This window comes from Rhodospirillales bacterium RIFCSPLOWO2_02_FULL_58_16 (assembly GCA_001830425.1).
Taxonomy (GTDB): Bacteria; Pseudomonadota; Alphaproteobacteria; order Rhodospirillales; family 2-02-FULL-58-16; genus 2-02-FULL-58-16.
In genome coordinates this window covers 1-13,043 of record MIAA01000046.1, presented here as the reverse complement: position 1 = coordinate 13,043, position 13,043 = coordinate 1, and the positions used below count along the sequence as shown (strand labels likewise).

Sequence of the window (13,043 nt, the reverse complement as noted above, 5' to 3'; positions counted from 1 at the left end):
CGTGTTCCCGGTGAAGGACAAAAGAAAGGTTCGGAAGAGCTTGACGGCAGAACCGGAATTAGACAACAGAGGCACTGAGACACAGAGGAAGATAGAAAAAAAGAAAAAGCAGGAAGAAAACTTCGCTTAATCTTCTCTGCGCCTCTGTGCCTCTGTGTCAAAACACACAGGCTAACTCCCCCTTGGAAAGGGGGAGGATTTTAAAGCATGGGGCTGTCCGTGATTTGTAACTCAATCTCCCTGAAGCCGTTGCTCTCTCCGTCCGCCATGAAAGCGGCGATCCCGGCGGCCTTGCCGTTGATCACCGAGACGATCACCCACGCCAGCTCCGGCTCGAAGGCCATCTTGCGGTCATACTCGGAAGGCCGGGCCGGGCGGTCGGGGTGGGAGTGGTAATGGCCGATTATGCGCTCGCCGCTTTTCTGCAATTCGCGCATAAGGGCGAAGCGCAATCCGGGATCAACCTCGAAGCGGTTATCGGCGTTTTCTTCGGTGACATTGGGGCTGGGCGCCGTCCGCGTCACCGTCTGCCCGCTTCCCGTCAGCAGGCCGCAGCACTCCGCCGGGTAGGCGGCCTCGGCGGCGGCGGTGATTTGCTCCCGCAGGGAAGGAGACAGGCGAATCACGGCGCAGGCTTGATATGCAGCGTTCCCTGCACTACGCCTTTATGGAGGTCAAAGACGATGACGCTCTCGCACGGAGGGCCGGCGGGTCCGATTTGCAGGAACAGATGTCGGCCCATGGCCGGGGGCATGGCGGCGACATGGCAACCTGCGGGCAAGGGAACATCCACGTCGCCGAAGGGTTTGGATGGTTCCCTGTTCTGGCGGCGGGATGCCCGCGCCGCTTTCGAATCCGTTTCGGCTTTCACGGGCGCCGGAGCGACATCGGGGCCGTTCGCCTGATTGTATAAACCATAAATGAGGAGCGTGACGCCGATGACGATCAACGCTCCCATCGAGATAACAAGGAACTTGAGGCCCCGCATGATGTTGCTCCGGTCTGTTGAAGGATGATCGATATGCCTTCGCCATTCACTTATACCGTTCCCGTACCCGGAGACAAGGCCGGCATGCGCCTGGACAAGTTTCTCGCCGACGCCCTGCCTTCGTTGTCGCGCACCCGCATCAAGGCGCTGATCGAGGCGGGGCAGGTTGCCGGAGCAGGCAATGATCCGGCCTATAAGATCAGAGAATCTCAGTCCTTTACCATCGCCGTTCCGGCCCCTGATTCGGCGACGCCTCATCCCGAGGCCATTCCCCTCAACGTGATTTACGAAGACGACGACATCATCGTTATCGACAAACCGGCGGGGCTGGTGGTTCATCCGGCGCCTGGCCATCGCGGCGGCACGCTGGTCAACGCCCTGCTCGCTCACTGCGGGGAAAACCTGTCAGGCATCGGCGGCGCCGGACGTCCCGGCATCGTCCATCGTCTGGACAAAGACACCAGCGGCGTGATGGTGGCCGCCAAGAATGACGACGCTCATCGCTGCCTGGCGGAACAGTTCGCCGGGCATAATCTGGAAAGAGCCTACTACGCCTTGGTGTGGGGCGTTCCCAACCCGCGCCGGGGCGAGATCGAAGGCAATATCGGCCGCAATCCGGTTAACCGCAAGAAAATGGCGGTGGTCAGACAGGGCGGAAAACCGGCGCTGACCCGCTATCAGGCGCTTAAGTCTTACGGAACCCTGGCCTGTCTGGTCGAGTGCCGGTTGTTCACGGGCCGCACCCATCAGGTCCGCGTTCACATGACCGCCCTCGGCCATCCCGTTATCGGCGATCCGCTGTACGGCGGAGGCGTGAAAAACCGCCTCAAAGACGCTCCCGAGACGCTGAAACAGATAGTCTCCGCCTTTAATCGTCAGGCGCTTCACGCTTATCTGCTGGGGTTCACCCATCCGAAGACTATGGAAAAGCTGGTGTTTAACAGCGTTTTATCTAATGATATAAATGAGTTATGCCGTGAATTAGACGTAAGATAAAATACTTTACTAAATTACATAGTTATGATATTATCTACCCTGTCAAATATCTTCGGCAGGCGGGGAGGCTGCGAAACGAGGGGATAACAAGGAGTGTTGTCGCATGGGTACGTTTACGCTCGGACTTGATGTCTCTCCCGAAAGAAATCTTTCCCGCTACCTTAATGAAATCCGGAAGTTCCCGATGCTCGCCGCCGAGGAGGAACTTGCCCTCGCCCGTTCCTGGCGCGACCGTCAGGATATCGAGGCTTCCCACAAGCTGGTGACCAGCCACCTGCGTCTGGTCGTCAAGATCGCCACGGGTTACAAGGGTTATGGCCTGCCGCTGGGGGAACTCATCGCGGAAGGCAATATCGGAATCATGCACTCGGTCAAGCGCTTCGATCCGGAGCTGGGTTTCCGTTTTTCAACCTACGCCATGTGGTGGGTCCGCGCCGCCGTTCAGGAGTACATTCTTCGCTCCTGGTCGCTGGTCAAGATCGGGACGACGGCGGCCCAGAAAAAACTGTTCTTCAATCTTCGCAAGATGAAAACCCGCATCGGGGCCATGGACGAAGGCGATATGTCGCCCGCGCAGGTCGCCTCCATCGCCGAGCGCCTCAAGGTCTCCGCGCAGGAGGTGATAAACATGAACCGCCGGTTGTCGGCGCCCGACAGCTCGCTGAACGCTCCGCTGCGCGACGAGGAAGACGGAGAATGGCAGGACAGGCTGGTTGATGATAAAAGCAACCAGGAGGAAACCCTGGCCGGAGCGCAGGAGTTTGCCGTCCGCCATGAGCTTCTGGCCGCCGCCATGGGAGAGCTTTCACAACGCGAGTCTTTCATCTTCACCGAACGGCGGATGAAGGAAGACCCGTCAACCCTTGAGAACCTCAGCCGGCAATTCAACATTTCCCGCGAGCGCGTCCGCCAGATCGAGGTTATGGCTTTCAATAAAGTCCGGAAGTCGGTCAAAAACGCCGCCGCCGGCCGGCGTCTTAGCTGCTGAGGGGGGCTGGGCTGCCTTCCAAGATTATCAATGATTAACCCGGAGAACTTCTGTATCCTCCCGGAGTTGTTGACGAGGATGCCATGATCATCACCGAAACCGATTTGGCCGCCATGGTCCGCTCCATAGTCGATGCCGTACAGCCGGAGCGGATCATTCTCTTCGGCTCCTCCATGGCGCGGGGAGAAGCCACCGAGGAGTCTGACATCGACCTGCTGGTGATGGAGCGGGAGGGATTCACGGGGCGGAGCCGTTGGCGGGAACTGCAAGCCATCCGCAAGGCGATTGCCGATTTCCGAATTTCAAAGGACATACTGCTCTACAGCCGGGACGAAGTAGTCCGCCGGCAACGCTCCATGAATCACATCGTCGCCCACGCCATGAAGGAAGGGAGACTCCTTTATGAGCGATCTTGAACAGGCGGCAACGTTTCGACTCATGGCGGGCAGGCCACCGCGACATTGGTGGGAAGGTTTCCCCACCACGTTGACCGCCTCCTTAGCCGCTGATCGGGGGTGGTGGAGCCGAGGGGAATCGAACCCCTGACCTTCGCATTGCGAACGCGACGCTCTCCCAACTGAGCTACGGCCCCGATCGGTGCGGATAATGGGTTTCGTCTTAGGCGGCTGTCAAGGTCCTCCTTGCGCCGTAAACATTGAGAAGCTAGGTTAGCGCCCGCTCTCATCCGTTTGGAATTAACGCCATGGACATCGTATCAGGCCCCCTGCTCAGACTGATCTTCATGATTATCGACCTCTACATCTGGGTGGTCGTGATCGGGGTTGTCCTGAGTTGGCTTTCCGCTCTCAACATCGTCAACATGCACAACCGGTTCGTCTTCATGGTGGGCGATTTCGTTTTCCGGGTGACCGAGCCGGCGCTGCGTCCGATCCGCAGGGTTCTGCCCGACATGGGCAGTTTCGATCTGTCGCCGGTGGCGCTGATTTTTCTCCTTATCTTCGCCCAGGATATGTTGTCGCAGGTGATTGCAAAATTTGGTTCATAAAGCGTCTCCTTTCACCGCCGCCCCCTCGGGCGTCAAGGTCAATGTCAAGCTGGCTCCCAAAGCCGGCCATAACCGGATTTCCGGCTTTGCCGACGACGCCGACGGCAACTGCGTTCTCAAGGCTTCCGTTACCGCCGCGCCGGAAGGCGGCAAGGCCAACGCCGCGCTGATAAGGATGCTGGCCAAGGAATGGGGGCTGCCTAAAACCTCTCTGGAAGTCGCCGTCGGCGCCTCCGGCCGCCGCAAAACATTGTTCATCAAGGGCGACGCCGAAATGCTTGGCCGACGGCTCAATCAGTGGGCGGATAACGCCCGTGAGTAACGCCGTGATTATTGACGGCAACGCCCTGGCCGCCGACCTGAGACGGCGGATCGCCGCCGAGGTCGCCAGGCTCGGCCTGACGCCGGGGCTGGCGGTGGTGCTGGTCGGCGATGATCCGGCAAGTCAGGTCTATGTGCGCAACAAGCTCAGGATGACCGCCGAGGTCGGCATGGTTTCGTTCGAAAATCTTCTTCCCGCTGAAACCGGCGCACAGGAACTGCTCCGGTTGATCGCCGACCTCAACAACGACGGCAAGGTCAACGGCATCCTGGTGCAGCTTCCTCTGCCGGCTCATATCGGCGCCGAGGCGGTGCTTAACGCCATCGACCCGGCCAAGGATGTGGACGGTTTCCATGTGATCAACGCCGGGAGGCTGGCCGCCGGCATTGCCGAGGCCATGGTTCCATGCACCCCGCAAGGCTGCATCATGATGCTCAAGGCTCACCTGGGGAATCTTTCAGGCCTCAAGGCCCTTGTCCTGGGCCGTTCCAATATTGTCGGCAAGCCGATGGCGGCTTTGCTGCTGCGCGAGAACTGCACGGTCACCATCGCCCATTCCAAGACCCGCGATCTGGCCGGGGAATGCCGCCAGGCCGATATTCTGGTCGCCGCCTCCGGCGCGGCGCGAATGGTCAAGGGCGACTGGATCAAGCCCGGCGCCGTCGTTATCGATGTCGGCATCGTCCGCGTTCCGGCCCCGGAAAAAGGCGAAGGCAAGACCAGACTGGTCGGCGACGTGGACTTCGAGGCGGCGCTCAAGACGGCCGGCGCCATCACGCCGGTACCGGGGGGAGTCGGCCCGATGACCATCGCCTGCCTGCTTCGCAACACCCTGATTGCCGCCTGCCGCCAACATGGCCTGGAAGACCCGAATATCTGATGGAGCTAAACGCCCTGATTTTTGACGTTGACGGCGTTTTGGCCGATACCGAGGAGGCCCATCGCCGGGCTTTCAACGCCGCCTTCGCCGAACTTGGACTCGGCTGGGCGTGGGACCAAAAGCTGTATGCGCGGCTGTTGGCGGTCGCCGGAGGAAAGGCGCGCATCCGCCATTACCTTAAGCAGATCGGTCAGGATCGATCGGCCGGCCCCGAGGGTGACGAGCGCGTCGAGCGCATCCACGAACTGAAAACGAAAATCTATGCCGACCTGCTCGCCGGGGGCGGCGTCGGCTTGCGTCCCGGCGTCGAACGGCTGATCCGTGAAGCCCACGACCGGGGAATGCGCCTGGGCATCGCCACCACCACCGGCCCGGCCAACATCGTCGCCCTGTTCAGGAACACTATCGGCGGCGGGGCGCTGAGATGGTTTGACGCCATCGGCGCCGGAGGACGGGTGCAAAATCTGAAACCGTCGCCCGATATTTATCGTTGGGTGCTTGATATCCTGGGGCTTGATCCCGCCGCCTGTCTCGCCATTGAAGACTCATCAAACGGCCTGAAGGCGTGCCGGGGCGCCGGCATCGGCGCGGTGATCACCACTACCGGCTACACGCATGACGAAGACTTCTCCGGGGCCGTCGCCGTTCTCAGCGATCTGGGCGAACCGGACAGCCCCTTTGAGATCAGGCAAGGAGACGCTTTCGACAAAAACTATGTGGACGTCGATTTGTTGCGGCGGTGGCACAAAAAGTTTGAAAGCTCGGGCCGTCCGCCGTAAGCTTCATCCGTTCCGTTATTTTTAATCGCTCGGCGATAAGGGATAAATGACCATGAGGTTGGCGCTGATTATTGCTTTTACGCTTGTTGCCGCTATCGGCGGCTCCCTTCCCGCCGCCGCCCATATTACGGACGCGGTGGCCGGCGGCTGGACGGCGGGACTGACCCATCCCTTGTCGGGGCTTGACCATGCGCTGGCCATGTCCGCCATAGGCGTATGGGCGGCTCAGATCGGGCAACGCTCGATTTGGCTCCTTCCCCTGTCGTTCCTTGCGGCATTAGCCGTCGGCGCGACCGCCGGCATGCTCGGCGTCGCCTTGCCGGGCGTTGAATTCGGCGTCGCCGGATCGGCGGCGGCTTTAGGTCTGCTGATTGCCCTGGCGATCAAGCCGGAAATAACGGCGGGCGTCTCGGCGGTTGCCCTGTTCGCGTTGTTCCATGGGCTTGTTCATGGCGCCGAACTGCCGTCGGCGGCTTCCCCCGTATCCTACATGGCGGGGTTCCTCGCCGCCTCGACGGGAATTATTGCCGTCGGCCTGCTTGCCGGCCATGCCTTGCGCAATCCTGTCGCTCTAAGTAAATCACGTTGATTTATGGCGGAGTTCTTACTACCGTAGAGGCAGTCGGGCGCTCTGGGGTTAATCAGTGAGGATTGGTATGGTCGTAAAAGCCGAAGCGGCGGGAGCGTTTTCGCTTTCGCTGCTGATCGCCATGACGACGTGGACCGCCGGGTCACAAGCCGGTCCGACCCTTGATGATTGGAGCTTCGCCGTCGGCCCCGGCGTCGCCGCGCAGCCTGAATATGTCGGCAGCGACAAATATCAGGCTTGGCCGTTGCCGATCATTGAGGCGAAATGGAAGGACAAGGTCTTTCTAAGCGCCCAGGACGGATTGGGTTGGAACGCCATAAAAACCAGTAATTTCCGTTTCGGCCCCCTGGCTCATTATTATTGGGGAAGCCGTGATCGCCCTTCCGGCATCAACAATATCGACTTCGGCACACAGGTCGGAGCTTTCGCCGAGTTCGCCTTCAGCCACTGGAAACTGGACGCTACGGCGCTGTACGCGGTCTCGGGAAGCAGCGAAGGCGCCCGAGCCAATCTCGGCCTCGCCTACGGCACGCGGATAAACAAGAATTGGGAAGTCGTGGTGCGCGCCGACGCCGACTATTTCAACGACAACGAAATGAAGACCTATTTCGGCATCAACGCCCGGGAAGCATCAGACAGCAATCTCAGGGAATATTCTCCAAGCATGGGCATTGCCGACGCCGGCCTCGGCTTAAAAATCAATTACCAAATATCCGAGGACTGGAGCATGTTGGGCCTTATCAGGGGAAGCACCCTGCTCGGCGACGCCAAGGACAGCCCCCTGACGCAACAGGAATTCCAGGGTTACGGCGGCGTCGGCTTCGCCTACCACTTTTAGAGCATTATCCGACCAAATTGAACCGCCTGCGAAACATTTGCCGACGGCCAGATATTGTTGTCGTGCTTGACAACACGCCGGATTGTTGGCATTGTCGCCAACATGAAGGCTTGGATCGTCCGGCGGTCGAAAAACGTTCTGTCGGATGGGGCGATCCTGGAAATGGTTATCTGGCGGCTTCCCCATCCCATCGCGGATTGCGCCCATCCGTACAGGTACCGCCTGTTCTATGGGCGCGATGGGGCGCGGATCGTCGGCTACGATAACGAACGGGGAAAAGGCGACCATTGTCATCGGGACGGACAAGAGCGGTCATATCGGTTCACGACCGTCGAGACTCTCATCGAGGACTTCCTTGCCGAAGTCCGCAAGCGGAGGGCGGAAAAATGAGAAGGGCGATCATCCGGATTTGCAAGGACGACGAAGCCGTAATCGCCGAAGCGGCGCAGGGCTTTATCCACGCATGGAAGACAGAGAAATCGAATGCCGATGTGTTTACGTTCGGCTCACCCGCGCAGTTGTTCGCCGTCCTTTCGCCAAAGCGCTGGGAGATGATCGAACGCCTGCAGGCCATAGGGCCGGTCAGCTTGCGGGGGCTGGCGCGCGCGCTGGAACGAGATGTCAAGCGCGTGCACCAGGATGCCGCCGTGCTGCTCGAATGGGGCTTCATCGAGCGAACCGACGACAGAAAGATTCTCGTGCCGTTCGACGTTATCCATGCCGATTTCGATTTGCGGGCAGCGGCGTGACGTGAACGCGGCGTCGGCTTCGCCTACCACTTTTAGGCTTTCATTTTACCCCAGGCCAGTCCCAGCCACTCGTTAATGGCCCATGCGGCGGTGGACAGCGCCGACGCCGAGGGCAAAAGATCATAGGCCGAGGACTCCGTTGCCGATCTGAACCCGACGGCGGCGGGGATCACCCTGAATCCGACGCCGGTGAACATGAACTCGGCGCGCCGCATATGGTAGACATGGGTCACCAGTAAAATAGTCTTGACGCCTTCCGCCCGGAGCATGGCGAAACTGTTGGCGGCGCTCTCTTCCGTATCCTTGGCCTGTTCTTCCAACCAGCGAACCGACGCGCCCCGCTCATTTTCCAGGAGTCGGCGCACGGCCTCGCTCTCGGACAGCGTTGAGGGGCGCGGCTTGCCGCCGACAACCAGAATCGGAAGATTCGTTTTTTTGTGCAGAAAAGCGGCGTACAATGCCCTTTGAACCGACGCCATGCCGGCCACGTCGCCGCCGTACTCAGGCGAGTCGGTCGTAATGCCCGCCGTCAGAACGACAATGGCCCCGGCGTCTCCGGCGGCGGCGGGAAGGCGCGTCGGATCCAGCGGGGAGTGCTTGACCAGACTATCGGCCAAGGCAACGGCGACCACGGGCAGGCTGAGGACCAACAGCAGGATAGCCGCCGCCGCTATCAGCGCCATGCCCGGCCTTCTTCTCCGACCGATAACCGCCAGCCCGGCGAAGAGCATCACGATGAATAAGCCGGGCGGCAACACAGCGGCCTTGATCAAGGTTTTAAGAACAAACATCCGGCACATCATGATTGATCGAAGTCGGCTGCGCCATTTAAATAAATCTTAACCATGACGCCTGATAATCCGCAGCTTGATACAATAATGGATATGCGTCTTGCCGGACACTGACAACAAATCCGAAGTCAAAAAACAATCGATGGCGGTGGCTCTCGGCTACGACTCCCCAAGCGGGTCAGCGCCTGTTGTGCTGGCCTCCGGCAGAGGGGCGGTCGCCGAACAGATTCTACAGATCGCCTTCGCCAACGGCATCAAGGTCCGCGAAGACGCCGATCTGGCCCAGTTGCTGAGCGCCCTTGACCTCGACAGCGAAATTCCGGTGGAGGCCTTCGCCGCCGTTGCCGAAATCCTTGCCTATGTCTATCGGGCGACGGGAGCGACAACGTCCTTTTCCGATGAACCTGCGGGCGACCCCGACAATAAGGAGACGACTGAATGAACAAGCTCGCGGCGCCCCGGCTTTTCACGACGGGAGGCCGCCGTGGATATTAGCATGTCGGGATATCTCTACGCCGTGGCGGCGCTGGTTTTCGTCCTTGCCCTGATCGGCATGATGGCGGCGCTGTTGCGTAAAATCGGGGTAGGCTTCTCCCCCGCCCTCAAGAAAGGCGACAAGCGCCGGCTGGCGGTGATCGAAACGAAAAACCTGGACCCCAAGCACCGGCTGGTGTTGTTCCGGCGGGACGGCGCCGAGCATCTTATCATGCTGGGCGGCGAGAGCGGACTGTTGATCGAGACCGGCATCATCCCGCCGGCGGAAAGCAGCGATGTTATCCTTGAATCAACGGTGAAACAGAACCGGAGCAACCTGACTCTTGCCGCTATCAGCGGCGCCGTCATCGCCGCCGTGCTGACGGTCATGACGGCGGCTCCGGCGGCGGCCCAATCCTTTACCGTGGATATGGCGGGCGCCGGCGGCTCGTCGGCGGGACGCATCTTCCAGCTTGTCATTCTGATGACGGTGCTGACCCTGGCCCCGTCCATTCTGGTCATGGTCACCTCGTTCACCCGCATCGTCATCGTTCTTTCGTTCGTCCGCACGGCCATAGGCACCCAGCAATCGCCCCCCAACCAGGTGCTGGTAAGTCTGGCGCTGTTCCTCACCATATTTATCATGATGCCCACCTTCGACACCATTTACACCCAGGCCGTACAGCCCCTGATCAACGAGGAGATTGATGAAATCGAAGCCTATAATCGCGGCATCGCGCCGATCCGCGACTTCATGTTGCAGCATGTCCGCGAACAGGACCTGATATTGTTTTCCGAGATCGCCAAGATTCCCCTCACCCAGGTCCAGGCCCTGACCCAAGCCCAGACCAGGGTTCAGGCGAAGACGAAGACTCAGGCGCAGCCCCGGACTCAAGGACAAACTTTGCCTCCCCCGCCCCAGGCCGCGCCCCAGACTCCGCCCCTGACCAAAGAGCAGGCTCAGACCCAGGCCCAGTTGATGCCGATGAGAGTGCTGATTCCGGCGTTCATGATCAGCGAAATAAGACGCGCCTTTGAAATAGGGTTTATCGTTTTTATCCCGTTTCTGGTCATCGACATGGTGGTGTCTTCGGTGCTGATGTCGATGGGCATGATGATGCTGCCCCCGGTCATGATCGCCATGCCCTTCAAGATCATTTTCTTCGTTCTGGTTGACGGCTGGTACATGATCGTCGGCAGTCTGGTGCGAAGTTTTACCGGCTGATGCTCTATAGACTTGAAAGTCACCGCCGACGTATTTATGGTTAACAATCGTTAACGGGGAGGGGTTACGTCATGCGCATACTTCTTGTTGAGGATGACGCCGCGACGGCGCGAAGCATCGAGATAATGCTCAAGACCGAAGGGATCGTGGTCGATGTCACCGATCAGGGTGAAGACGGCCTGGAAATCGGCAAGCTTTACGACTACGACCTCATTATCCTGGACCTGATGCTGCCCGACATCAACGGCATGGAGGTATTGCGCCGACTGCGCGACGCCCGCGTCGAAACGCCGGTGCTGATTTTATCGGGCCTCGGCGAAGCGGAGCAGAAAGTCAAAGGCCTGGGCTACGGCGCCGACGACTACCTGACCAAGCCCTTCGACAAGAAAGAACTGCTGGCCCGCATCCAGGCCATCGTCAGACGTTCCAAGGGCCATGCCCAGTCGGTCGTTCACACCGGTCGTTTGAGCGTCAACATGGACGCCCATACGGTGGAAGTGGACGGCAGTCCCGTACACCTCACCGGCAAGGAGTACGGCATCCTTGAGCTGCTGTCGATGCGCAAGGGAACGACGCTGACCAAGGAAATGTTCCTTAATCACCTGTACGGCGGCATGGACGAGCCGGAATTAAAGATCATCGACGTCTTCATCTGCAAACTACGCAAAAAACTGAGCAACGCCACCGGCGGCGTCAACTACATAGAAACCGTATGGGGTCGCGGCTACGTCCTGCGCGACCCGGACGGCGGCGGCGAACAGACAACGACCTGAATGACGTTTTAACCACGTTAAATGACGTTTTATACACGTTAGATGACGAATTAACCATGGTGAATCGTCCTTAACCCATTGATATCAAACAAAACCACCCCTAAAAACGCCGTAAAATGTCGTCATTTGTCGTCATTTGTCGTCATTTTGTTCCGACCCGCCACCCCCTCCTGACCTCCCTCTTGAAGCAAGGGGGAGGAATTTTCCCCCCCTCACTTTTTTCCCCTCCTTACCAAGGAGGGGCAAGGGGAGGTTGCCGCAACGACCCCCTCCTGACCTGAAGCAAGGGGGAGGAATTTACGCCGAATGCATATTCACAATTTCCAACACCCGTCCCCGTAAGGAACAAAAAGCGAATATATCTGACAAATTCGCAAAATGCAAGGATTAATATCTTGTCATTAGCTCATTTACCAGTTACTGCATCGTCTTCGGATGCTTTCATAAGACTGCTTGGTGTCGATGTTTGCGTTACGGTCGTCCACCGTCCGTTGCATATTATCAACAAGCGGCTTGATCTTTTCCTGGACAAAGGCTTGCGCCTGCTTCGCGCCGCGATCCGCCGAATCCACATAGATCGGCCCCATCCGGCGCACGGCGTCGGTCAATTCCTTCCGCAGGAGCGGCGCGTAGTGAATCAGGTTGTCCCGATAGATGCCGACGTGTTCATCCTCGTGGTTTCTGATCAAACGGTACTCGCAGCTTCCCTGGAGGTATTTACGGTCGATATACACAATGAAATCCGTATAGCCGACGCCGGCGTCGAGCGACTCGATAACCGCGCAAAAATGATTTTCCCGAATTTGATAGGCCCTGACATTAACGCGCATATTGAAGCGGAACTCGGTCACGGTTAATCCGAGCAGGCGCCATGTGCCGGACGGCGTTACGCCGCCGTTCTTCTGCCTGATGCGCTTCAAGTCGTCACGGCCATAGCCGTTATTGACGGTGACGCCTCCCTGAATCAGGCTCATCGTCACGCTCGCGGCCCCCTGGATCGCTTGGGCATCCTGTGGGCAACCCGGCTCGGCCCGGGAAGGACCCGCCGCGAAACATATCCCCGAAACAATCGCCACAAGCGTGGCGCTACGGGTTCCGCGCTCTAAGCTATGCCGCCATCTCATGAAAACATCATCCCACACTCTGGCCCCGGGGGCCAATGCCTGTTATGTTGCCGGCAAGTCAACACTTCTTCAGGAGAACGCCCTAATGGTTATCCATAAAAAGAGCACGGCCCATGAAACCAGTCACGCCCTCAAGCATGAATCGGAGTTCAAAGTCGAGGCGCGGCGCAACAAACTTGTCGGCCTGTGGGCCGCCGAAAAAATGAACCTGACCGGCGACGCGGCGGCGGTCTACGCCAGGGAGGTTGTTTCTGCGGACATGGAAGAGGCGGGAATCGACGACGTGGTGCGTAAGGTAATGGCCGATTTCGCCGGCAAGGGCGTGGCGATAACCGAGAACCAGTTGCGCGATAAATTAAATGAGCAGCTTCCCGTAGCGCGCCGGCAGATCATTGATGAAAGCGAAAAGGCTTCATGATCACGGGCTGTAAAATTCTTCTTTACAGGGAACAATTTCGACAGTAAACGGCGGTTTCCAATTCCTTGTTCATGGATGCGGCGTCCGGTGAAACAATTTCAGA

At 58.9% G+C, this 13,043-nt stretch carries 17 protein-coding genes, 1 tRNA gene and 2 pseudogenes; 15 read left to right on the top strand and 5 right to left on the bottom strand.

The window, feature by feature from the left end:
• Nucleotides 1–200: 200 nt before the first annotated feature.
• Both A3H92_00820 and A3H92_00815 read right to left on the bottom strand, forming a co-directional pair.
• Nucleotides 201–626: a hypothetical protein gene (locus A3H92_00820; protein ID OHC73672.1), complete on the bottom strand. Its 426-nt coding sequence runs from the start codon at nucleotides 624–626 to the stop codon at nucleotides 201–203.
• Nucleotides 623–988 (bottom strand): hypothetical protein, encoded by a 366-nt coding sequence (locus tag A3H92_00815; GenBank protein OHC73671.1) that lies wholly within the window; start codon nucleotides 986–988, stop codon nucleotides 623–625. Before A3H92_00815 ends, A3H92_00820 begins: the two co-directional genes overlap by 4 nt.
• 33 nt (nucleotides 989–1,021) lie before the next feature.
• Here A3H92_00815 and A3H92_00810 point away from each other — a divergent pair, with 33 nt between their 5' ends.
• The 3 genes from A3H92_00810 to A3H92_00800 all read left to right on the top strand — a co-directional run bounded on the left by A3H92_00810 (nucleotide 1,022) and on the right by A3H92_00800 (nucleotide 3,388).
• Nucleotides 1,022–1,984 carry an RNA pseudouridine synthase gene (locus A3H92_00810; GenBank protein OHC73675.1) on the top strand — a complete coding sequence of 321 codons (963 nt, stop codon included), beginning with the start codon at nucleotides 1,022–1,024 and terminating at the stop codon, nucleotides 1,982–1,984.
• 103 nt (nucleotides 1,985–2,087) lie between these two features.
• Nucleotides 2,088–2,972 (top strand): RNA polymerase factor sigma-32, encoded by an 885-nt coding sequence (locus A3H92_00805; protein OHC73670.1) that lies wholly within the window; start codon nucleotides 2,088–2,090, stop codon nucleotides 2,970–2,972.
• An 83-nt stretch (nucleotides 2,973–3,055) separates the two neighbouring features.
• Nucleotides 3,056–3,388, top strand: coding sequence for a hypothetical protein (locus A3H92_00800; GenBank protein OHC73669.1), 333 nt, complete (start codon nucleotides 3,056–3,058; stop codon nucleotides 3,386–3,388).
• A gap of 100 nt (nucleotides 3,389–3,488) precedes the next feature.
• Here A3H92_00800 and A3H92_00795 read toward each other — a convergent pair.
• Nucleotides 3,489–3,564: transfer RNA gene (locus tag A3H92_00795), tRNA-Ala, on the bottom strand.
• A gap of 111 nt (nucleotides 3,565–3,675) precedes the next feature.
• Here A3H92_00795 and A3H92_00790 point away from each other — a divergent pair.
• The 8 genes from A3H92_00790 to A3H92_00755 all read left to right on the top strand — a co-directional run bounded on the left by A3H92_00790 (nucleotide 3,676) and on the right by A3H92_00755 (nucleotide 8,135).
• Nucleotides 3,676–3,978 (top strand): hypothetical protein, encoded by a 303-nt coding sequence (locus tag A3H92_00790; protein OHC73668.1) that lies wholly within the window; start codon nucleotides 3,676–3,678, stop codon nucleotides 3,976–3,978.
• On the top strand, nucleotides 3,968–4,300 hold the full coding sequence (locus A3H92_00785) for a hypothetical protein (GenBank protein ID OHC73667.1): 333 nt from the start codon (nucleotides 3,968–3,970) through the stop codon (nucleotides 4,298–4,300). Before A3H92_00790 ends, A3H92_00785 begins: the two co-directional genes overlap by 11 nt.
• Nucleotides 4,293–5,180: a bifunctional methylenetetrahydrofolate dehydrogenase/methenyltetrahydrofolate cyclohydrolase gene (locus A3H92_00780; GenBank protein OHC73666.1), complete on the top strand. Its 888-nt coding sequence runs from the start codon at nucleotides 4,293–4,295 to the stop codon at nucleotides 5,178–5,180. Before A3H92_00785 ends, A3H92_00780 begins: the two co-directional genes overlap by 8 nt.
• The gene (locus A3H92_00775; protein ID OHC73665.1) at nucleotides 5,180–5,959 is read left to right on the top strand and encodes a hypothetical protein; all 780 of its coding nucleotides are present in this window, start codon (nucleotides 5,180–5,182) and stop codon (nucleotides 5,957–5,959) included. Before A3H92_00780 ends, A3H92_00775 begins: the two co-directional genes overlap by 1 nt.
• 46 nt (nucleotides 5,960–6,005) lie before the next feature.
• The gene (locus tag A3H92_00770; GenBank protein ID OHC73664.1) at nucleotides 6,006–6,548 is read left to right on the top strand and encodes a hypothetical protein; all 543 of its coding nucleotides are present in this window, start codon (nucleotides 6,006–6,008) and stop codon (nucleotides 6,546–6,548) included.
• Between the two features lie 67 nt (nucleotides 6,549–6,615).
• On the top strand, nucleotides 6,616–7,386 hold the full coding sequence (locus tag A3H92_00765) for a hypothetical protein (protein OHC73663.1): 771 nt from the start codon (nucleotides 6,616–6,618) through the stop codon (nucleotides 7,384–7,386).
• Between the two features lie 102 nt (nucleotides 7,387–7,488).
• Nucleotides 7,489–7,776 (top strand): hypothetical protein, encoded by a 288-nt coding sequence (locus tag A3H92_00760; GenBank protein ID OHC73662.1) that lies wholly within the window; start codon nucleotides 7,489–7,491, stop codon nucleotides 7,774–7,776.
• Nucleotides 7,773–8,135, top strand: a complete 363-nt coding sequence (locus A3H92_00755) for a transcriptional regulator (GenBank protein ID OHC73661.1) — start codon at nucleotides 7,773–7,775, stop codon at nucleotides 8,133–8,135. Before A3H92_00760 ends, A3H92_00755 begins: the two co-directional genes overlap by 4 nt.
• Before the next feature lie 32 nt (nucleotides 8,136–8,167).
• Here the strand turns inward: A3H92_00755 and A3H92_00750 are convergent, their stop codons facing one another.
• Nucleotides 8,168–8,935: a hypothetical protein gene (locus A3H92_00750; protein OHC73674.1), complete on the bottom strand. Its 768-nt coding sequence runs from the start codon at nucleotides 8,933–8,935 to the stop codon at nucleotides 8,168–8,170.
• Between the two features lie 82 nt (nucleotides 8,936–9,017).
• Between A3H92_00750 and A3H92_00745 the strand changes: the two are divergent.
• The 3 genes and pseudogenes from A3H92_00745 to A3H92_00735 all read left to right on the top strand — a co-directional run bounded on the left by A3H92_00745 (nucleotide 9,018) and on the right by A3H92_00735 (nucleotide 11,398).
• A pseudogene (locus tag A3H92_00745) lies at nucleotides 9,018–9,299 on the top strand (hypothetical protein).
• A gap of 1,065 nt (nucleotides 9,300–10,364) precedes the next feature.
• A pseudogene (locus A3H92_00740) lies at nucleotides 10,365–10,625 on the top strand (flagellar biosynthetic protein FliP).
• 71 nt (nucleotides 10,626–10,696) lie between these two features.
• Complete coding sequence (locus A3H92_00735) at nucleotides 10,697–11,398, top strand: DNA-binding response regulator (GenBank protein ID OHC73660.1); 702 nt, start codon at nucleotides 10,697–10,699, stop codon at nucleotides 11,396–11,398.
• Nucleotides 11,399–11,808: 410 nt separating this feature from the next.
• On the opposite strand, the gene A3H92_00730 is transcribed toward A3H92_00735, so the two are convergent.
• The gene (locus A3H92_00730; GenBank protein ID OHC73659.1) at nucleotides 11,809–12,372 is read right to left on the bottom strand and encodes a hypothetical protein; all 564 of its coding nucleotides are present in this window, start codon (nucleotides 12,370–12,372) and stop codon (nucleotides 11,809–11,811) included.
• 235 nt (nucleotides 12,373–12,607) lie between these two features.
• Between A3H92_00730 and A3H92_00725 the strand changes: the two genes are divergently transcribed.
• Nucleotides 12,608–12,940 (top strand): hypothetical protein, encoded by a 333-nt coding sequence (locus A3H92_00725; protein OHC73673.1) that lies wholly within the window; start codon nucleotides 12,608–12,610, stop codon nucleotides 12,938–12,940.
• Nucleotides 12,941–13,043 lie beyond the last annotated feature (103 nt).

Excerpts from the sequence above, each read along its gene's own strand:
- A3H92_00815 (OHC73671.1), bottom strand. The coding sequence starts at position 988 with ATGCGGGGCCTCAAGTTCCTTGTTATCTCGATGGGAGCGTTGATCGTC.
- A3H92_00810 (OHC73675.1), top strand. The coding sequence starts at position 1,022 with ATGCCTTCGCCATTCACTTATACCGTTCCCGTACCCGGAGACAAGGCC.
- A3H92_00805 (OHC73670.1), top strand. The coding sequence starts at position 2,088 with ATGGGTACGTTTACGCTCGGACTTGATGTCTCTCCCGAAAGAAATCTT.
- A3H92_00800 (OHC73669.1), top strand. The coding sequence starts at position 3,056 with ATGATCATCACCGAAACCGATTTGGCCGCCATGGTCCGCTCCATAGTC.
- A3H92_00790 (OHC73668.1), top strand. The coding sequence starts at position 3,676 with ATGGACATCGTATCAGGCCCCCTGCTCAGACTGATCTTCATGATTATC.
- A3H92_00775 (OHC73665.1), top strand. The coding sequence starts at position 5,180 with ATGGAGCTAAACGCCCTGATTTTTGACGTTGACGGCGTTTTGGCCGAT.
- A3H92_00770 (OHC73664.1), top strand. The coding sequence starts at position 6,006 with ATGACCATGAGGTTGGCGCTGATTATTGCTTTTACGCTTGTTGCCGCT.
- A3H92_00765 (OHC73663.1), top strand. The coding sequence starts at position 6,616 with ATGGTCGTAAAAGCCGAAGCGGCGGGAGCGTTTTCGCTTTCGCTGCTG.
- A3H92_00760 (OHC73662.1), top strand. The coding sequence starts at position 7,489 with ATGAAGGCTTGGATCGTCCGGCGGTCGAAAAACGTTCTGTCGGATGGG.
- A3H92_00755 (OHC73661.1), top strand. The coding sequence starts at position 7,773 with ATGAGAAGGGCGATCATCCGGATTTGCAAGGACGACGAAGCCGTAATC.
- A3H92_00750 (OHC73674.1), bottom strand. The coding sequence starts at position 8,935 with ATGTGCCGGATGTTTGTTCTTAAAACCTTGATCAAGGCCGCTGTGTTG.
- A3H92_00735 (OHC73660.1), top strand. The coding sequence starts at position 10,697 with ATGCGCATACTTCTTGTTGAGGATGACGCCGCGACGGCGCGAAGCATC.
- A3H92_00730 (OHC73659.1), bottom strand. The coding sequence starts at position 12,372 with ATGAGCCTGATTCAGGGAGGCGTCACCGTCAATAACGGCTATGGCCGT.
- A3H92_00725 (OHC73673.1), top strand. The coding sequence starts at position 12,608 with ATGGTTATCCATAAAAAGAGCACGGCCCATGAAACCAGTCACGCCCTC.